The 16,004-nt window shown below is 42.5% G+C and carries 13 protein-coding genes; 11 read left to right on the plus strand and 2 right to left on the minus strand.

Going from position 1 to position 16,004, the window contains the following annotated elements; genetic code table 11:
- Window positions 1-110: 110 nt before the first annotated feature.
- The 6 genes from lepB (at window position 111) to acpS (ending at window position 4,634) form a co-directional block, all read left to right on the plus strand.
- Complete coding sequence (gene lepB, locus A1QC_RS03995) at window positions 111-1,010, plus strand: signal peptidase I (protein ID WP_017024184.1); 900 nt, start codon at window positions 111-113, stop codon at window positions 1,008-1,010.
- A 10-nt stretch (window positions 1,011-1,020) separates the two neighbouring features.
- Window positions 1,021-1,701: a ribonuclease III gene (rnc, locus tag A1QC_RS04000; protein ID WP_017024185.1), complete on the plus strand. Its 681-nt coding sequence runs from the start codon at window positions 1,021-1,023 to the stop codon at window positions 1,699-1,701.
- Entirely contained in the window at window positions 1,691-2,698 is a 1,008-nt protein-coding gene (gene era / locus A1QC_RS04005) for a GTPase Era (RefSeq protein ID WP_017024186.1), read from the plus strand. The genes rnc and era overlap by 11 nt, the downstream gene beginning before the upstream one ends.
- An 83-nt stretch (window positions 2,699-2,781) precedes the next feature.
- On the plus strand, window positions 2,782-3,495 hold the full coding sequence (gene recO / locus A1QC_RS04010) for a DNA repair protein RecO (protein ID WP_017024187.1): 714 nt from the start codon (window positions 2,782-2,784) through the stop codon (window positions 3,493-3,495).
- A gap of 24 nt (window positions 3,496-3,519) precedes the next feature.
- Window positions 3,520-4,251, plus strand: coding sequence for a pyridoxine 5'-phosphate synthase (gene pdxJ / locus A1QC_RS04015; protein WP_017024188.1), 732 nt, complete (start codon window positions 3,520-3,522; stop codon window positions 4,249-4,251).
- A 2-nt stretch (window positions 4,252-4,253) separates the two neighbouring features.
- A complete protein-coding gene (acpS, locus tag A1QC_RS04020) occupies window positions 4,254-4,634 on the plus strand; it encodes a holo-ACP synthase (protein ID WP_017024189.1) in 381 nt (126 codons plus the stop codon).
- A gap of 32 nt (window positions 4,635-4,666) precedes the next feature.
- On the opposite strand, the gene A1QC_RS04025 is transcribed toward acpS, so the two are convergent.
- Together A1QC_RS04025 and barA are read right to left on the minus strand one after the other, a co-directional pair.
- Window positions 4,667-5,017, minus strand: a complete 351-nt coding sequence (locus A1QC_RS04025) for a RidA family protein (protein WP_017024190.1) — start codon at window positions 5,015-5,017, stop codon at window positions 4,667-4,669.
- 38 nt (window positions 5,018-5,055) lie between these two features.
- A complete protein-coding gene (gene barA / locus A1QC_RS04030) occupies window positions 5,056-7,842 on the minus strand; it encodes a two-component sensor histidine kinase BarA (RefSeq protein ID WP_017024191.1) in 2,787 nt (928 codons plus the stop codon).
- A 292-nt stretch (window positions 7,843-8,134) separates the two neighbouring features.
- Here barA and rlmD point away from each other — a divergent pair, with 292 nt between their 5' ends.
- The 5 genes from rlmD to eno all read left to right on the plus strand — a co-directional run bounded on the left by rlmD (window position 8,135) and on the right by eno (window position 15,983).
- Window positions 8,135-9,505 (plus strand): 23S rRNA (uracil(1939)-C(5))-methyltransferase RlmD, encoded by a 1,371-nt coding sequence (rlmD, locus tag A1QC_RS04035; RefSeq protein WP_017024192.1) that lies wholly within the window; start codon window positions 8,135-8,137, stop codon window positions 9,503-9,505.
- Between the two features lie 82 nt (window positions 9,506-9,587).
- Window positions 9,588-11,804 carry a GTP diphosphokinase gene (gene relA, locus A1QC_RS04040; RefSeq protein WP_017024193.1) on the plus strand — a complete coding sequence of 739 codons (2,217 nt, stop codon included), beginning with the start codon at window positions 9,588-9,590 and terminating at the stop codon, window positions 11,802-11,804.
- An 85-nt stretch (window positions 11,805-11,889) separates the two neighbouring features.
- Window positions 11,890-12,723 (plus strand): nucleoside triphosphate pyrophosphohydrolase, encoded by an 834-nt coding sequence (gene mazG / locus A1QC_RS04045; RefSeq protein ID WP_017024194.1) that lies wholly within the window; start codon window positions 11,890-11,892, stop codon window positions 12,721-12,723.
- A 177-nt stretch (window positions 12,724-12,900) separates the two neighbouring features.
- Window positions 12,901-14,541 (plus strand): CTP synthase, encoded by a 1,641-nt coding sequence (locus A1QC_RS04050; protein ID WP_017024195.1) that lies wholly within the window; start codon window positions 12,901-12,903, stop codon window positions 14,539-14,541.
- 143 nt (window positions 14,542-14,684) lie between these two features.
- The gene (gene eno / locus A1QC_RS04055; protein WP_017024196.1) at window positions 14,685-15,983 is read left to right on the plus strand and encodes a phosphopyruvate hydratase; all 1,299 of its coding nucleotides are present in this window, start codon (window positions 14,685-14,687) and stop codon (window positions 15,981-15,983) included.
- The last annotated feature ends 21 nt before the right edge of the window (window positions 15,984-16,004 follow it).

Raw genomic sequence — 16,004 nt, forward strand, 5'->3', positions numbered from 1 at the left:
TTAAATCTGTAATAAAAAACACTTACGGATGAACATAAAGTGAAAGAATGTTTGGTTCTTTCACTTTCGTTATTTCTTAAACAAAGAAAGTTATAGGGAAACCGAAGCGGATGGCGAATACATTTTCATTAATTTTAGTGCTAGTAACCTTAGTTACTGGTGTCGTATGGGTGTTAGAAAAATTGGTGTGGGGCAAAAAACGTCAGCAGAAGATTGCTGCTGTTGAAAGCCAAACCAATGAAGCGCTGAGTAAAGACGTTGCGGCTAAAATACAACCACAACCGTGGTGGGTCGAAAATAGTGTTTCTATTTTCCCAGTGATTGCCTTTGTTTTAGTCTTGCGTAGCTTTATTTACGAACCTTTTCAGATCCCATCTGGTTCAATGATGCCAACACTATTGGTGGGAGACTTTATCTTGGTTGAGAAGTTTTCGTATGGCATTAAAGACCCAGTATTCCAATCTAAAATCATTGAGACTGGTGAGCCAAAACGTGGTGACATCGCGGTATTTCGTTACCCGCCACAACCGAACATTGATTATATTAAACGTGTTGTTGGTCTGCCCGGTGACACTATTCGCTATAATGAAGATAAACAAATTTGTGTTCAAGCGGCAGGAACATCCACCTGTAAGCTTGTCGAGCAATCAGATGCAGAAAAAAGTCCATTCTTCCAAGATGGTATGCCTTTGATTCAAGCCAAAGAACAACTTGGCGAAGTGAAGCACAATATACTAATTAGTCCTGTTCGTCGTGATAACGTTGCAGCTTATCAGCCGCGTGCTTACCGCAACGAGTGGGTTGTCCCAGAGGGTGAGTACTTTATGATGGGTGATAACCGTGATAACAGTGCAGATAGCCGTTACTGGGGCTTTGTACCTGAAGCTAACTTCGTTGGTAAAGCTGTTGCCATCTGGATTAGTTTTGAATTTGATCGTGATGCGGACAGCGCATTACCTTCGTGGATCCCAACCGGCGTGCGATTTAATCGTATCGGCGGCTTAATATAATTGAGAGAGCATGAATTCTCAGATAGAAAGATTACAAAAGAAAGTTGGCTATCAATTTAATGATGTCAACTTTTTGCACCTCGCACTGACTCATCGCAGTGCGAATAGCAAACATAATGAACGTTTAGAATTTTTGGGCGATTCAATTTTAAGTTTTGTTATTGCAGATGAACTCTACCATCGTTTCCCGAATATCAATGAAGGAGACATGAGCCGCATGCGTGCGACCTTGGTTAGAGGGCATACGCTTGCTCAACTAGGAAGAGAGTTTGAGCTGGGTGACTACTTAAAATTAGGTCCAGGTGAGTTGAAAAGTGGTGGTTTCCGCCGTGATTCAATCCTTGCTGACGCCGTAGAAGCGATAATTGGTGCTTGTTACCTCGATAGTGATATCGAAGTCGTTCGACGCGTTGTGCTGGCGTGGTACGACTCTCGTTTGGAAGAGATTCAACCGGGTGTATCGCAAAAAGATCCTAAAACGCGCTTGCAGGAGTTTTTACAAGGTCGCCGTAAACCTTTACCTGTTTACACGGTAGCAAACATTAAAGGTGAAGCACACAATCAAGAATTCACCGTTTCTTGTGAAATTACAGGTGTTTCTGATGTGATCGTCGGTAAAGGAACAAGTCGTCGTAAAGCTGAACAGGCCGCTGCGGAACTTGCGCTAGGAGTATTAACTAATGGCAAATAATAACGATAGCAATAATGACCAACCAGAATTCGATCTTGATGCCTACTTTGCCGGAGAAGCTCAACCTTCACAGCAAGACAGTGTTGAAATTGATGAAAGTGAGCAGCATTGTGGTTTCATCGCCATTGTTGGTCGCCCAAATGTGGGTAAATCAACGCTGTTGAATCATTTGTTGGGCCAAAAGATTTCCATTACTTCCCGTAAGCCACAGACCACGCGTCACCGTATTATGGGTGTGGATACCGAAGGCGCTTTCCAAGCGATTTATGTGGATACTCCCGGGCTGCATATCGAAGAAAAGCGAGCAATTAACCGATTGATGAATCGCGCGGCGAGCAGCTCACTTAGCGATGTGAATCTGGTGTTATTTGTTGTGGATGGTACACAATGGACGGCTGACGATGAAATGGTATTAAATAAGCTTCGTAATGCCAACTTCCCAACGATTTTGCTGATCAACAAAGTAGATAATGTGAAAGATCGCACCCATGTGATGACACACATGCAAGCGTTGTCTGAAAAGATGGATTTCGTCGACATCATCCCGATTTCAGCGAAGTTAGGTCGTAATACTGATGCCATTCGTACTCGTGTACGTCAAGCTTTACCTCAAGCGGTGCATCACTTCCCTGAAGAGTATGTCACTGATCGTTCTCAACGTTTTATGGCCTCTGAAATTATCCGTGAAAAGCTGATGCGCTTTACCGGGGAAGAATTGCCATATTCGGTGACGGTTGAAGTCGAACGTTTCGATTACAATCCTGAAACCGATGGTTTTCATATTAACGCATTAATTTTGGTTGAACGTTTAGGCCAGAAAAAAATGGTGATTGGCAAAGGTGGTGAGAAAATTAAAACCATCGGCCGTGAAGCTCGTCTTGATATGGAAGAATTGTTTGAACGTAAAGTTTACCTGGAAACTTGGGTAAAAGTTAAATCAGGCTGGGCCGATGATGAGCGTGCATTGCGTTCTCTTGGCTATATCGATGATTTATAATCGTTAATCGACTCTCGTTACTCGTTTCTTGATGGTGGTAATATCGAGAAACGAGTTTTCGAAACACGAGCTACGGAAAATCTATGTCAGATGCTTTTGGCCTTCAACGCTGCTTTATTCTCCATCGCCGTCCTTACACTGAAACCAGTTTAATTTTAGATGTCTTCAGTGAAGAATATGGCCGAGTCAGCATATTAGCCAAAGGCGCTCGTAGTAAACGTTCCAATCTAAAAGGTGTTCTGCAACCTTTTACTCCCTTATTACTTAAGTGGTTTGGCAAAGGCTCGATGAGAACCTTAAAACAAGCTGAGCCGATTAGCCTTGGCATCCCGCTCACTGGTATTAATCTTTATTCTGCCATGTACATCAATGAGTTGATCGCCCGAGTGATAGAAAGCGAAACGGCTTACCCTGAACTTTTCCATGATTATTTAGCAGCACTCACAGAGTTGGCTCAATGCACCAATCCAGAGCCTGCATTACGTCGTTTTGAGCTCGCGTTATTATCATCACTTGGTTACGGTGTTGATTTTCTTCATTGCGCAGGGACTGGTGAACCGGTCTCAGATGACATGACATATCGCTATCGTGAGCAAAAAGGCTTTATTGCAAGCGTAAGAAAGGATAACTTAACCTTTCTTGGTAATGAATTAGTGGCGATCAGTGAGCGACGTTTCTTAACCAAACCCCAATTACAAGCTGCTAAGCGATTTACACGAATGGCATTAAAACCATACATTGGCAGCAAACCACTTAAAAGTCGGGAGCTATTCATAGCAATAGTTCCTAGGAAATAAATATTAAAATAAGGGTTACCCAACATGAGTCAGATTTACTTAGGCGTCAATATTGATCATATCGCAACCGTGAGAAATGCCCGTGGCACTAAGTATCCCGATCCAGTTCATGCTGCTGAAATTGCAGAGCGAGCAGGTGCCGATGGTATTACCGTTCATTTACGTGAAGACCGCCGTCATATCAAAGATCGTGATGTGCGTATTTTAAGTGAAACACTGCAAACTCGTATGAATCTTGAAATGGCAGTAACCGATGAAATGATCGGTATTGCACTTGAAACTCAGCCTGAATACGTTTGTTTAGTGCCTGAAAAGCGCGAAGAACTGACCACAGAAGGTGGTTTGGATGTTGTGGGGCAATTCGATAAGATTAAAGCAGCGACAGAAAAATTAAGCGCTGCTGGCATCAAGGTTTCTTTATTTATTGATGCTTCACTTGAGCAAATCGATGCCGCAAAAGCCTGTGGCGCACCTTACATTGAACTGCATACCGGGCATTATGCCGATGCTGAAAATGATGTTGTTCAACAAGCCGAGTTAAAGCGTATTGCTGCAGGGGCAAGCTATGCACACGATTTAGGTATTAAAGTGAATGCGGGGCATGGTCTGACTTATCACAATGTTTCACCTATTGCTGCATTGCCAGAAATTTATGAATTAAACATTGGTCACTCTATTATTGGCCGAGCTTTATTTGATGGTTTAGAGAAAGCTGTTGCCGATATGAAAGCTATTATGCAGGAAGCTCGTCGTTAATCATGGCTATTGTTGGGCTAGGCACGGATGTTGCTGATATCGAAAGAATTGAAAAAAGCCTACAGCGCTCGGGCATTGCTTTTGCCGAGCGCATTTTAGTGCCATCTGAATTAGTTGTATTTCATTCACTTAAGCAGCAAGGCCGATATTTAGCCAAACGCTTTTCGGCTAAAGAAGCCGCATCAAAAGCATTAGGGACGGGCATTGCGTGTGGCGTCAGCTTTCAAGACTTTGAGATCAGCAATGACGAACTCGGAAAGCCTGTATTAACATTGCATGGTCAAGCTTTTGTTTTAGCAGATCAACGACAGGTGAAGCACATTCATTTGTCGATTTCTGATGAGAAACGTTATGCGATGGCGACGGTGATTTTAGAGTCGTAGTTGAAAATAGTGCTAGAGCCTCCAGTAAGAGGTTACCCTCTTACCGCCGTCACACTCACTTCAATCAGTACATCACCTTCTAAGGCAACACCTAAGCAAGCCCTTTGTGGCCAATCCTCATGATGCTCACCAAGCCACTGACACCACACTTTATCCATTAAAGGTTTGTCGGCCATATTAGCAATATACACTTGAGCACTTACGATCTTTGTTTTATCAGAGCCCAGTTCTTGTAAGTTCTTTTCTATTGTTTGAAGCGTTAATTCAGTTTGTCCCAATATATCGAGTGCGGTGTTTGAAGAGGTGGCAACGGTCCAAACTAAATCTTTGTATGCTGAAGATTTGTTCCTTCCTTGGTAGAGTCCTCGAATCCTTTCGATCATTATTAGTTCCTAATCTGGTGTGATTACTTCTTGTTATGTCAGGTTAAATACGTCTTTGACGCCTGTTTCACCTTTTCCATTTCATCTTGAAGTTCAAACAATTCTGGTTCGATATCTTCAATGGAACACTCGGCTCTGAGTGCTGTTTCAATGGTCGCACATAGGCTTTGCAGTTTAGATACACCACAATAAGCACAACTGCCATGCAGTTTATGAATAATGACTAACAAGGCTTCAGATTGCTCTGTTGGTGACTCAAGTGCGTGTTGAACCGCTTGATCCACTTCAGGCAAAAACTCGACCAACATCGCTAACATTTCTTTGGCTAGATCAACCTTGTTCGCTGCTTGTTTTAATGCAACTTGCCAATTAAGTACTGCTGAATTTTCAGTTTGAGCTGGGGGCACAGTGTTTTGAGAGTCAGCGGTGAGTGGTAGTTTCTCTATTGTGCCTTCTTCAGCATATGGGTTCCAATGCATTAAGATTTGGTGCAATACATGCTCTTCAATAGGTTTCGATAAATAATCATCCATACCTGCTTTTAATAGCCTTTCTCGTTCGCCTTCAATTGCATGAGCGGTCACAGCAATCACTGGTGTATTGGGATTTAACTGGCTATTTTTGATCTTCTTACAAGCAGTAACCCCATCCATATGAGGCATTTGGATATCCATTAAAATGATGTCAAAGGGCTGTTGATAGGCCAGTTCTACGGCTTCCGCACCATTATTACAAGTGATGATAAATTCCACTTGCTCTGTAAGCAAAGCGCTGATCAATTTTAAGTTGGCAGGGTTATCATCAACCGCCATTACTCGCATTGGCAGCTTTTTATTGCTTGGTAATTCCGGAGCCGCTAGTAAAGTCGATTGAGCTTGATTTGGCAGCATTAATTGCAAGAGTTTGCGACGAATAATCGGCTTAGGAATGCATTGGATTGGGTAAAGTTTGATTAAAGTTTCCGCCAGTGCCAACTCGGTACTCGGTACGCCTAAAATAAGGTTATGAGTTAAAGCTAATCCTTTTTGCACCATGTTAAACATATCGCCTTGGGAATATTGCATGGTCGGCGGTAAATTCAGTAACACGACATCGTAAGGTGTTTTATCTTCGGGGAATTGAGCTTGGTAGGTGACATGAATTCCCACCTGAGTAAGTTGCTGCTCAATTACGGCGGCTGACTGTATGTTTGGTTCAACCAGAAGTACCGACTTTCCAATTAATGGAGAAGTATCCATTTGCGGTGCTAATGGCATGTTTGATGTCTGGAACGTGATATTAAACCAGAATGTTGAACCTTGATGCAGTCGGCTGGTTAAGCCAATTTCGCCGCCCATTTGCCCGACTAAATTTTGAGTGATGACCAAGCCTAACCCGGTTCCACCATAGCGACGAGAAATACTGGCATCAGCTTGGCTAAATGCTTGGAATAATTGTGCTTGTTGGCGTTCTGATATACCAATGCCAGTATCGCGAACTACAAATTGGATTTCTACTTTATTGTCTTTTGAAGAGCGAAGTTCTGCTGCAACATCAATATTACCGCGTTCGGTGAATTTAATAGAGTTACCGACTAAATTGGTGAGAACTTGTTGAATGCGAAGTGGATCGCCGACCACGCCTTGTGGGATATTTGGATCAATTCTTAATGTGATTTCTAAGCCTTTTTCATGAGCGCTTGGCGCTTGCAGGCTTACAACTTCATCCAGAGACTCTTGTAGATCAAATTGAATATTTTCAAGCAGTAGCTTACCGGCTTCAAGTTTCGAGAAATCTAAAATGTCATTGATGATCGACAATAAATTTTGCGCCGAACGCTCAATGGTTTGTAAGTAATCAACTTGGTTAGGCGTTAAGTCTGTTTTGAGCATTTGTCTTGCAAATCCAATCACACCATTCAGAGGAGTACGAAGCTCATGTGACATATTGGCTAAGAATTCTGATTTGACTCGCGCGGCTTCTTGAGCGCGTTTTTTCGCGATATCTAATTCGATGTTTTGAATTTCAAGTTGCTCTAAGGTTTCACGTAAATCGGAGGTGGCTTGATCGATACTGTGTTGCATTTCAACATGGTATTCAGACAATGACATTGCCATCGCATTGATACCACTTTTTAAGGTATCTAATTCACCATGTAACTTCCCTTCTATTCGTACGTCTAAATGACCGCGGCGAATACGGTCAACAACACTTACCATGTGTGAAATAGGTAAGGTCACATCACGCATTAATCGGTAAGCAAAGAAACCGGATAATCCAATGCCCAGCAGCAGCACCATTAAGGCGGCAAAAATCTCTTGGTATTGTTGCAAGCGTAATGACGATAAATCTAATTCTATCGCGATATAACCCAATGGTTTATTCGGATCGATCTCTTTACCGTTTGGGTCGACAAATTGTCCTTCGGCAAGAATGGGTGAGCGCAAGATCATAATGCTTGGGTTGGTTTTCGATTGCTCTATGGTGCTTAAAAGCGGAATAGGTTTGGTTTTATCAAATGTCAGTGATTGAAAGTTAGGGTGAAAGTTTGAGGTGACAAATAATTCATGATGCGCGTCAAACACCGCAATACTACGAACAATATCAGAGTGCTTACGGTGAGCGTAACTGATTAAGCGACGAACGGCTTCACGACTTTGCTGAGTCATACCATATTCGCTGGCAATGGCTAAAGGCTCAATGATATCGGTACCCGAAGTTACTAACTGGGTTTCAAGATCATGATAGCGATTGAAGGTAAAAAAGGCGCTTAAAAGTAAGCCGATAATCAGCGTTGGTGCTAACGTTAATGTAATGACGCGGGCGCGTAAGCCATAACTTGCCATGATTCTTTAATTACAAGCCTGTCTGGATATGGGAAAATAGCGTTATCGAGTACAATCTTGCAATCTAAGCCTAAAATAGGCCTGAATTTTGCTAAATAAACTCATTATTCGCTGATATATCCGCTTAGCTTAATCAACTAAGTGCTATTCGACAATCTTTGTCGTGGATAATTAAGATATTGGCAACAAAAAGTTTTCTAAATATTAAGCTGACGACTCAAGTGGTTTACGACGTAATTGTAATTCCATTTCTTGGGAACCTCACCTTTGCAATCATAGGTAGTAATCATTAATGGCCAATTTTTACCAAGCCAAGAAAAACATTCAAACCAGTCATAAACATCAAGTTGTGACGATTGAAAAACTGGATCATCAAGGTACGGGAATCGCCTATTTCAATAAAAAACCTATGTTTGTTGAAGGAACATTACCAAATGAAGAGGTTGTCGTTCAACCGATTGAGGATAAAAGTAAATTTATTCGAGCGAAGTTAATCACCATTCAAAAACCAAGCTCGCAACGCATTGATGCTTTTTGCCCGCACTATCAAACCTGTGGTGGCTGTAATTTGCAGCATTTGGGGCATGATGATCAAATTGCAATGAAGTCCGAATCATTAGCGCAAATAATGAATAAATTTTCTGAGAAACCTATCTCTCTGGACGCTACAATTCGCTCTGAACGTTTAGGGTATCGCCGTCGTGCTCGTATTAGTTTGGTGTTTGATAATAAAAAACAAGCATTGCAATTCGGGTTTCGTGAAAAAGGCAGTAAGCATATTGCGAACGTGACCAATTGCCCGGTGTTAGAGCCCGCATTGAATGCCTTACTGCCTGAAATAAAAAGCATTTTGAGTTCTTTTTCTCAACCAAGACAGCTAGGACATGTTGAATTAGTGTTTGATGGAAAACGTAAAGCGGTTCTACTTCGGCATACTGCTGACTTGTCTGATATTGAGCAGCAACGCTTAATTGATTTTGCCAAGCAAACCGAGGCGACGATGTACTTGCTGCCAAATAGTGGTGAACTACACTGTTTAATTGGTGAGCCGCTGCAGTGTGTAGAGACGGGCAATAAGATCGATTTTTTACCGACCGATTTTATACAAATCAACCAAGGTGTGAATAAAGCCATGGTTGAGCAAGCGGTATCATGGTTAGAGGTCACTAAAACCGACCGTGTACTGGATTTATTTTGTGGTTTAGGTAACTTTAGCTTCGCTTTGGCTCAAAAAGCCCAATGTGTTGTAGGTGTTGAAGGCGTTCAAGCGATGGTCGATAGAGCGAGAAGTAACGCTCAAATTAATCAATTAGATAACATAGAGTTCCATCAGGCTGATCTAGAGCAAGACTTTACGCGTAACGATTGGGCTATAAACCGTTTTGATAAAATAGTCTTGGACCCAGCTCGAGCAGGGGCGACGGGTGTAATAGACAAAATAGCTAAACTTGGCGCGAAATCGGTTGTCTATGTATCGTGTAATCCATCCACTTTAGCCAGAGATAGCCAAAGCCTATACCAACAAGGCTATGAGCTGAAAAAGCTCGCAATGATGGATATGTTCCCTCATACCAGCCACCTAGAGTCGATGGCACTGTTTGTTAAGACCTCTAATGGAAAGAAAAAAAGCGGCAAAAAACCGCGTTCAATCAAGCTTTTTTAATCAGCATTGATCGAATTGGCAGCAAGAGGGGAGATGCATTGTTGCCGTTAACCGTTTTTAAATTTATGAGCAGGAATATGTAATGGTCGCAGTTAGAAGCGCACATTTAAATAAGAATGAAGAATTTGAGCTTGAAACTTGGATAACAAGCTTACATCAAGACGGTAAAACCAGTAATAAGCTGACCCAAGTGTATCAGCAATGTGAAGCGCTACTTGAAGATAGTCCTGAAAAAGGGTTACTGCTATGGCGTGGGCGTGAAATGATCGAAATATTGATCACGCTTTCTATGGATCGCCCAACGTTAATGGCCGCTCAGCTTTTCCCAATTGTTACCGCTGGCTTATTTGAACGAGAAGCATTGGTTGAAGTCTACGGTAAAGAAATCGTTAAGTTGATTGATGGTGTAGAAGAAATGGCCGCCATTGGGCAGCTCAATGTCAGCATGGGCGAATCAGAAGCATCAGAGCAAGTGGATAACGTGCGCCGGATGTTATTGGCGATGGTCGATGATTTCCGTTGTGTGGTGATCAAACTGGCTGAACGCATTTGTAATTTACGTGAAGTGAAAAATGAACCTGATGAAGTGCGACAAGCGGCAGCAAAAGAATGTGCCAATATTTACGCACCATTGGCAAACCGTTTAGGTATTGGTCAGCTTAAGTGGGAAATAGAAGATTACGCATTCCGATATCAAAATTCTGATATTTATAAAAAAATCGCTAAGCAACTGTCTGAGCGTCGCATCGTGCGTGAGCAGTATATCCATGATTTTGTGACTAACCTTTCTCAAGATATGAAAGCGGCCAACATTAACGCCGAAGTCAGTGGTCGCCCAAAACACATCTACAGTATTTGGCGAAAAATGCAGAAAAAAAATCTGGCATTTGATGAGCTTTTTGATGTGCGAGCGGTACGTATTATTGCCGATCAACTACAAGATTGTTATGGCGCATTAGGCATGGTGCATACCAAATATAAACACTTGCCGAGTGAGTTTGACGATTATGTAGCCAACCCTAAACCCAACGGATACCAATCGATTCATACCGTGGTGTTAGGGCCTGAAGGCAAAACCATTGAGATCCAAATCCGAACCAAGCAAATGCATGAAGATTCGGAGCTTGGGGTGGCCGCGCACTGGAAATACAAAGAAGGTGCAACGGTTGCACGCAGTGGCTACGATGAAAAAATCACGTGGTTACGCAAACTGATCGACTGGCAAGAAGAGATGGCCGATTCTGGCGAAATGTTGGATGAACTGCGTAGCCAAGTCTTTGATGATCGTGTTTATGCGTTTACTCCAAGGGGCGATGTGGTCGATTTACCCATGGGGGCGACGCCACTTGATTTTGCTTACCATATTCACTCTGAAGTCGGGCATCGCTGCATTGGCGCTAAAGTAGGTGGACGCATTGTTCCGTTTACACATAAGTTAGCGATGGGCGATCAAGTTGAAATCATTACTCAAAAAGAACCAAACCCGTCACGAGATTGGCTCAACCCAAGCTTAGGCTTTGTTCATTCTGGTCGTGCTCGCGCTAAGATCAACGCATGGTTTAGAAAGCAAAGTCGTGAGAAGAATCTAGAGGCGGGTAAAGATATTTTAGAGGCTGAGCTACTAAAAATTGGTGCGACATTAAAGGATGCTCAAAAATATGCTTTGAAGCGCTTTAATGTAAACAACAATGATGAGCTTTTTGTTGGCATCGGCAGTGGTGATTTACGTATTAACCAAGTGGTTAATCATATTAATGCCTTGGTTAATAAACCGACCGCGGAAGAAGAAGACAAGCAAGCGCTTGCTAAGTTACAAGAAGCGCAAACCGCACATGAAAGTCGTCCAAGAAAAGATGCAGTCGTAGTGCAAGGCGTTGATAACTTAATGACTCACCTTGCTCGTTGTTGTCAGCCGATCCCGGGAGATGAGATTCGAGGTTACATTACTCAAGGGCGTGGTATTTCAGTACACCGCTCTGATTGTGAGCAGCTAGGTGAATTAAATCATCATGCGCCAGAGCGTATTATTGATACGGTGTGGGGCGGTGGTTCGAACGGTTTATACATTTTGACCATTCGGGTGGAAGCTCTAGAGCGTAGTGGATTATTGAAAGACATCACGACCTTGTTCTCAAACGAGAAATTAAAGGTGAGCAGCATGAATAGCCGCACCGATTATAAGCGACAAATCACTATTATGGACTTCCATTTAGAAGTGCACAGTGTTGATGTTTTATCACGAATCTTGGCTAGGATTGAGCAAATCAAAGATGTGCTGCGTGTGAAACGCTTAAAATAAAAACGTATTGTTTATCAATTAAATAACAAACTAAACACCGCTAATTTCATCGAGAGCGGTGTTTTTGTATAGGAAAATCAACCCAATGACGATTCCAGCCCCAGCGAATTCAATCGAACAATTACTGACCATCATGCAGCAGTTGCGCGATCCGGAAAATGGTTGCCCTTGGGATAAAAAACAAACCTTTGGTTCGATTGTTCCCCACACCATAGAAGAAACCTATGAAGTGGTTGATGCCATTCACAATCGAGATTGGCCAAATCTACAAGAAGAACTTGGCGATTTGCTGTTTCAAATTATCTTTTACAGTCAAATGGCGAGTGAAGAGTCCTTGTTTGATTTTAACGATGTGGTCGAAGGGCTGAATGAAAAGCTTATTCGCCGCCATCCGCATGTTTTTGCCGATGAAGACATCACCACAGAACAAGAACTCAATGCGCGTTGGGAGGAAGAAAAGCAAAAAGAAAAAACGCAACAAGGCAAACAAGAATCCAGTATTTTAGATTCAGTTCCTGTCGCTCTTCCTGCGTTATCTCGAGCCAATAAAATCCAGAAAAAAGTAGCTAAATACGGTTTTGATTGGCCAACACTTGGTCCCGTGGTGGATAAAGTGCATGAAGAAATTGATGAAGTAATGGAAGAAGCGCTACAAGCAAACATCGATTCTAATCGTATTGAAGAGGAATTAGGGGACTTATTGTTTGCGACGGTGAATCTTGTCCGCCATTTAGGTAAAGATCCTGAAGTAACATTAGCCAAAGCGAATAAAAAATTTGAACGCCGTTTTCGGGGCGTGGAAACTAAAATTGAGGAGAAAGGAAAAGCCTTGATTGATTGCCCACTCGATGAGCTAGATAAGGCGTGGGAGCTTGTTAAACAAGAAGAAAAGAAAGCAAAACACATAAGTAATTTGTGATTTTTTGGCTATTCTATTTAGGGGATAAATTGTCTACGTCGGCTAAATTGATTTGAAGCAAGAAATAAATTAGTCGAGTGTGATAGATTTCACGTTGTAGCGGAAAAGGGGTTCTGGTATATTTTCATCCCATCCAGAAAAACCATTTTCCCTCATTCAACCAACTTCAGGTTAAACATGACGACAAATTACATTTTTGTTACTGGTGGGGTCGTATCCTCTCTAGGTAAAGGTATTGCAGCAGCATCATTGGCCGCAATTTTAGAAGCTCGTGGTCTTAAAGTGACCATGATGAAACTAGACCCTTACATCAACGTTGACCCAGGCACAATGAGCCCAATTCAACACGGTGAAGTATTCGTCACGGAAGATGGTGCAGAAACTGACCTTGATTTAGGCCACTACGAGCGTTTCATTCGTACTAAAATGACTAAGCGTAATAACTTTACTGCCGGTCGTGTGTACGAAGATGTTTTACGCAAAGAGCGTCGTGGTGACTATTTAGGCGCAACCATTCAGGTTATTCCACATATTACTAATTCAATTAAAGATCGCGTGATTGCTGGCTCAGAAGGCTATGAAGTTGCGATCGTTGAAGTTGGTGGTACGGTGGGTGATATTGAATCACTGCCCTTTATGGAAGCGATTCGCCAACTAGCCGCTGAAGTAGGACGTGAACACGCAATGTTCATGCACTTAACGTTAGTGCCTTACTTGGCCGCAGCAGGCGAAGTGAAAACTAAACCAACACAGCATTCAGTAAAAGAATTACTTTCTATTGGTATTCAACCAGACATTCTGGTTTGCCGTAGTGATCGTATTATTCCTGCCAATGAGCGTAAGAAAATTGCCTTATTCTGTAACGTGCAGGAAAAAGCCGTTATTTCAATGAAGGATGTGGATTCAATCTACAAAATTCCTCAATTGATCCACGCACAAGGTTTGGATAACTTGGTATGTACTCGTTTTGGTATTACTGCTCCTGAAGCAAACTTAGCAGAATGGGAACAAGTGATTTATGAAGAAGCGAACCCAACGGGTGAAGTGACCATCGGTATGGTGGGTAAATACACTGAACTACCAGATGCTTATAAATCAGTAAACGAAGCATTAAAACATGCGGGCTTGAAAAATCGCCTAAGCGTGACGATTAAGTATATTGATTCTCAAGACGTGGAATCGAAAGGAACAGAATTACTCGATAACTTAGATGCTATCTTAGTTCCTGGCGGTTTCGGTGATCGCGGTATTGAAGGAAAGATCCTTGCTGCACAATACGCTCGTGAGAACAAAGTACCTTACTTAGGTATTTGTCTTGGTATGCAAGTAGCGTTAATTGAATATGCGCGCAATGTTGCTGGTATGGAAGGTGCTCACTCAACGGAGTTCAACAAAGACAGTAAATTCCCTGTTGTTGGCCTAATTACAGAATGGGTTGATAAAGAAGGGAAAGTTGAAGAGCGTACAGAAACTTCTGATTTAGGCGGCACTATGCGCCTAGGCTCACAGCTATGTCACCTTGAAAAAGGCACCAAAGCACATGAATTATACGGTAACACCCAAATTCATGAACGCCATCGTCATCGTTACGAAGTGAACAATAATCTGCGTCCTCAAATTGAGAAAGCAGGCTTAAAAGTTTCAGGCCTTTCTGCCGATAAGAAACTTGTGGAAGTAATTGAAAACCCGAACCACCCTTGGTTTGTGGCAGCTCAATTCCACCCAGAATTCACCTCAACACCTCGTGATGGTCATCCATTATTTGCAGGTTTTGTTAAAGCCGCTGGTGAGCATCAGCGCGGTGAGTTTGAGAAATAATTAAAGATTGAAAATGGTTCGTTTCGACGAACAGATGAACTTGTAAAGTAAGATGTAAAAAGGGATATGGGTAGTGGCTTTAAGTTGTGCGACTACCCCATTAGTTTGACATTTATATTTAAATTGAACGAGAGGAAACATTAATGTCTAAGATCGTTAAAGTTCTAGGTCGCGAAATCATCGACTCACGTGGTAACCCAACAGTAGAAGCTGAAGTACATCTTGAAGGTGGCTTCGTAGGTATGGCTGCTGCACCATCTGGCGCATCAACTGGTTCACGTGAAGCACTTGAATTACGTGACGGCGACAAATCACGTTTCCTAGGTAAAGGTGTTCTTAAAGCTATCGAAGCAGTAAACGGCCCAATCGCTGCTGCTCTTGTTGGTAAAGACGCAAAAGACCAAGCTGCAATCGACCAAGTAATGATCGATTTAGACGGCACTGAAAACAAATCTAAGTTCGGCGCTAACGCAATCCTTGCTGTTTCTCTAGCAAACGCAAAAGCAGCTGCAGCATCTAAAGGCATGCCTTTGTTCGAGCACATCGCTGAACTAAACGGCACTCCAGGTGTATTCTCTATGCCTCTACCAATGATGAACATCATCAATGGTGGCGAGCACGCTGATAACAACGTTGATATTCAAGAATTCATGATTCAACCTGTTGGCGCGAAAACAATCAAAGAAGCACTACGCATTGGCGCAGAAGTGTTCCACAACCTAGCTAAAGTTCTTAAGGCTAAAGGCCTAAGCACAGCAGTTGGTGATGAAGGTGGTTTCGCTCCTAACCTAGAATCAAACGCTGCGGCACTAGCTGCAATCAAAGAAGCGGTTGAGCTTGCAGGTTACGAGCTAGGTAAAGACGTTACTCTAGCGATGGATTGCGCAGCATCTGAGTTCTACGACAAAGAAGCGGGCAACTACAACATGAAAGGCGAAGGTAAAATCTTCACTTCTGAAGAGTTCAACCACTACCTAGCTGATCTAGCTAACCAATACCCAATCGTTTCGATTGAAGATGGTCTAGACGAATCAGATTGGGATGGCTTCAAGCACCAAACTGAACTACTAGGTGACAAACTTCAACTAGTTGGTGATGACCTATTCGTGACGAACACTAAGATCCTTGCAAAAGGCATCGAAATGGGTGTTGCTAACTCTATCCTTATCAAGTTCAACCAAATCGGTTCTCTAACTGAAACTTTGGCAGCTATCAAAATGGCGAAAGATGCTGGTTACACTGCAGTTATCTCTCACCGTTCTGGTGAAACTGAAGATGCAACGATTGCTGACCTAGCGGTAGGTACTGCTGCAGGCCAAATCAAAACGGGTTCTATGAGCCGTTCTGATCGTGTTGCTAAGTACAACCAACTTATCCGTATCGAAGAAGCACTAGGTTCGCGTGCTCCTTTTAACGGTCTTAAAGAAGTAAAAGGTCAGTAATTCTTCGTATTTGCAGCCGTA

Source organism: Vibrio rumoiensis 1S-45 (assembly GCF_000286955.2).
Taxonomy (GTDB): Bacteria; Pseudomonadota; Gammaproteobacteria; order Enterobacterales; family Vibrionaceae; genus Vibrio; species Vibrio rumoiensis_A.

Excerpts from the sequence above, each read along its gene's own strand:
- eno (WP_017024196.1), top strand. The coding sequence starts at position 14,685 with ATGTCTAAGATCGTTAAAGTTCTAGGTCGCGAAATCATCGACTCACGT.
- recO (WP_017024187.1), top strand. The coding sequence starts at position 2,782 with ATGTCAGATGCTTTTGGCCTTCAACGCTGCTTTATTCTCCATCGCCGT.
- era (WP_017024186.1), top strand. The coding sequence starts at position 1,691 with ATGGCAAATAATAACGATAGCAATAATGACCAACCAGAATTCGATCTT.
- A1QC_RS04050 (WP_017024195.1), top strand. The coding sequence starts at position 12,901 with ATGACGACAAATTACATTTTTGTTACTGGTGGGGTCGTATCCTCTCTA.
- rnc (WP_017024185.1), top strand. The coding sequence starts at position 1,021 with ATGAATTCTCAGATAGAAAGATTACAAAAGAAAGTTGGCTATCAATTT.
- A1QC_RS04025 (WP_017024190.1), bottom strand. The coding sequence starts at position 5,017 with ATGATCGAAAGGATTCGAGGACTCTACCAAGGAAGGAACAAATCTTCA.
- rlmD (WP_017024192.1), top strand. The coding sequence starts at position 8,135 with ATGGCCAATTTTTACCAAGCCAAGAAAAACATTCAAACCAGTCATAAA.
- lepB (WP_017024184.1), top strand. The coding sequence starts at position 111 with ATGGCGAATACATTTTCATTAATTTTAGTGCTAGTAACCTTAGTTACT.
- relA (WP_017024193.1), top strand. The coding sequence starts at position 9,588 with ATGGTCGCAGTTAGAAGCGCACATTTAAATAAGAATGAAGAATTTGAG.
- pdxJ (WP_017024188.1), top strand. The coding sequence starts at position 3,520 with ATGAGTCAGATTTACTTAGGCGTCAATATTGATCATATCGCAACCGTG.
- mazG (WP_017024194.1), top strand. The coding sequence starts at position 11,890 with ATGACGATTCCAGCCCCAGCGAATTCAATCGAACAATTACTGACCATC.
- barA (WP_017024191.1), bottom strand. The coding sequence starts at position 7,842 with ATGGCAAGTTATGGCTTACGCGCCCGCGTCATTACATTAACGTTAGCA.
- acpS (WP_017024189.1), top strand. The coding sequence starts at position 4,254 with ATGGCTATTGTTGGGCTAGGCACGGATGTTGCTGATATCGAAAGAATT.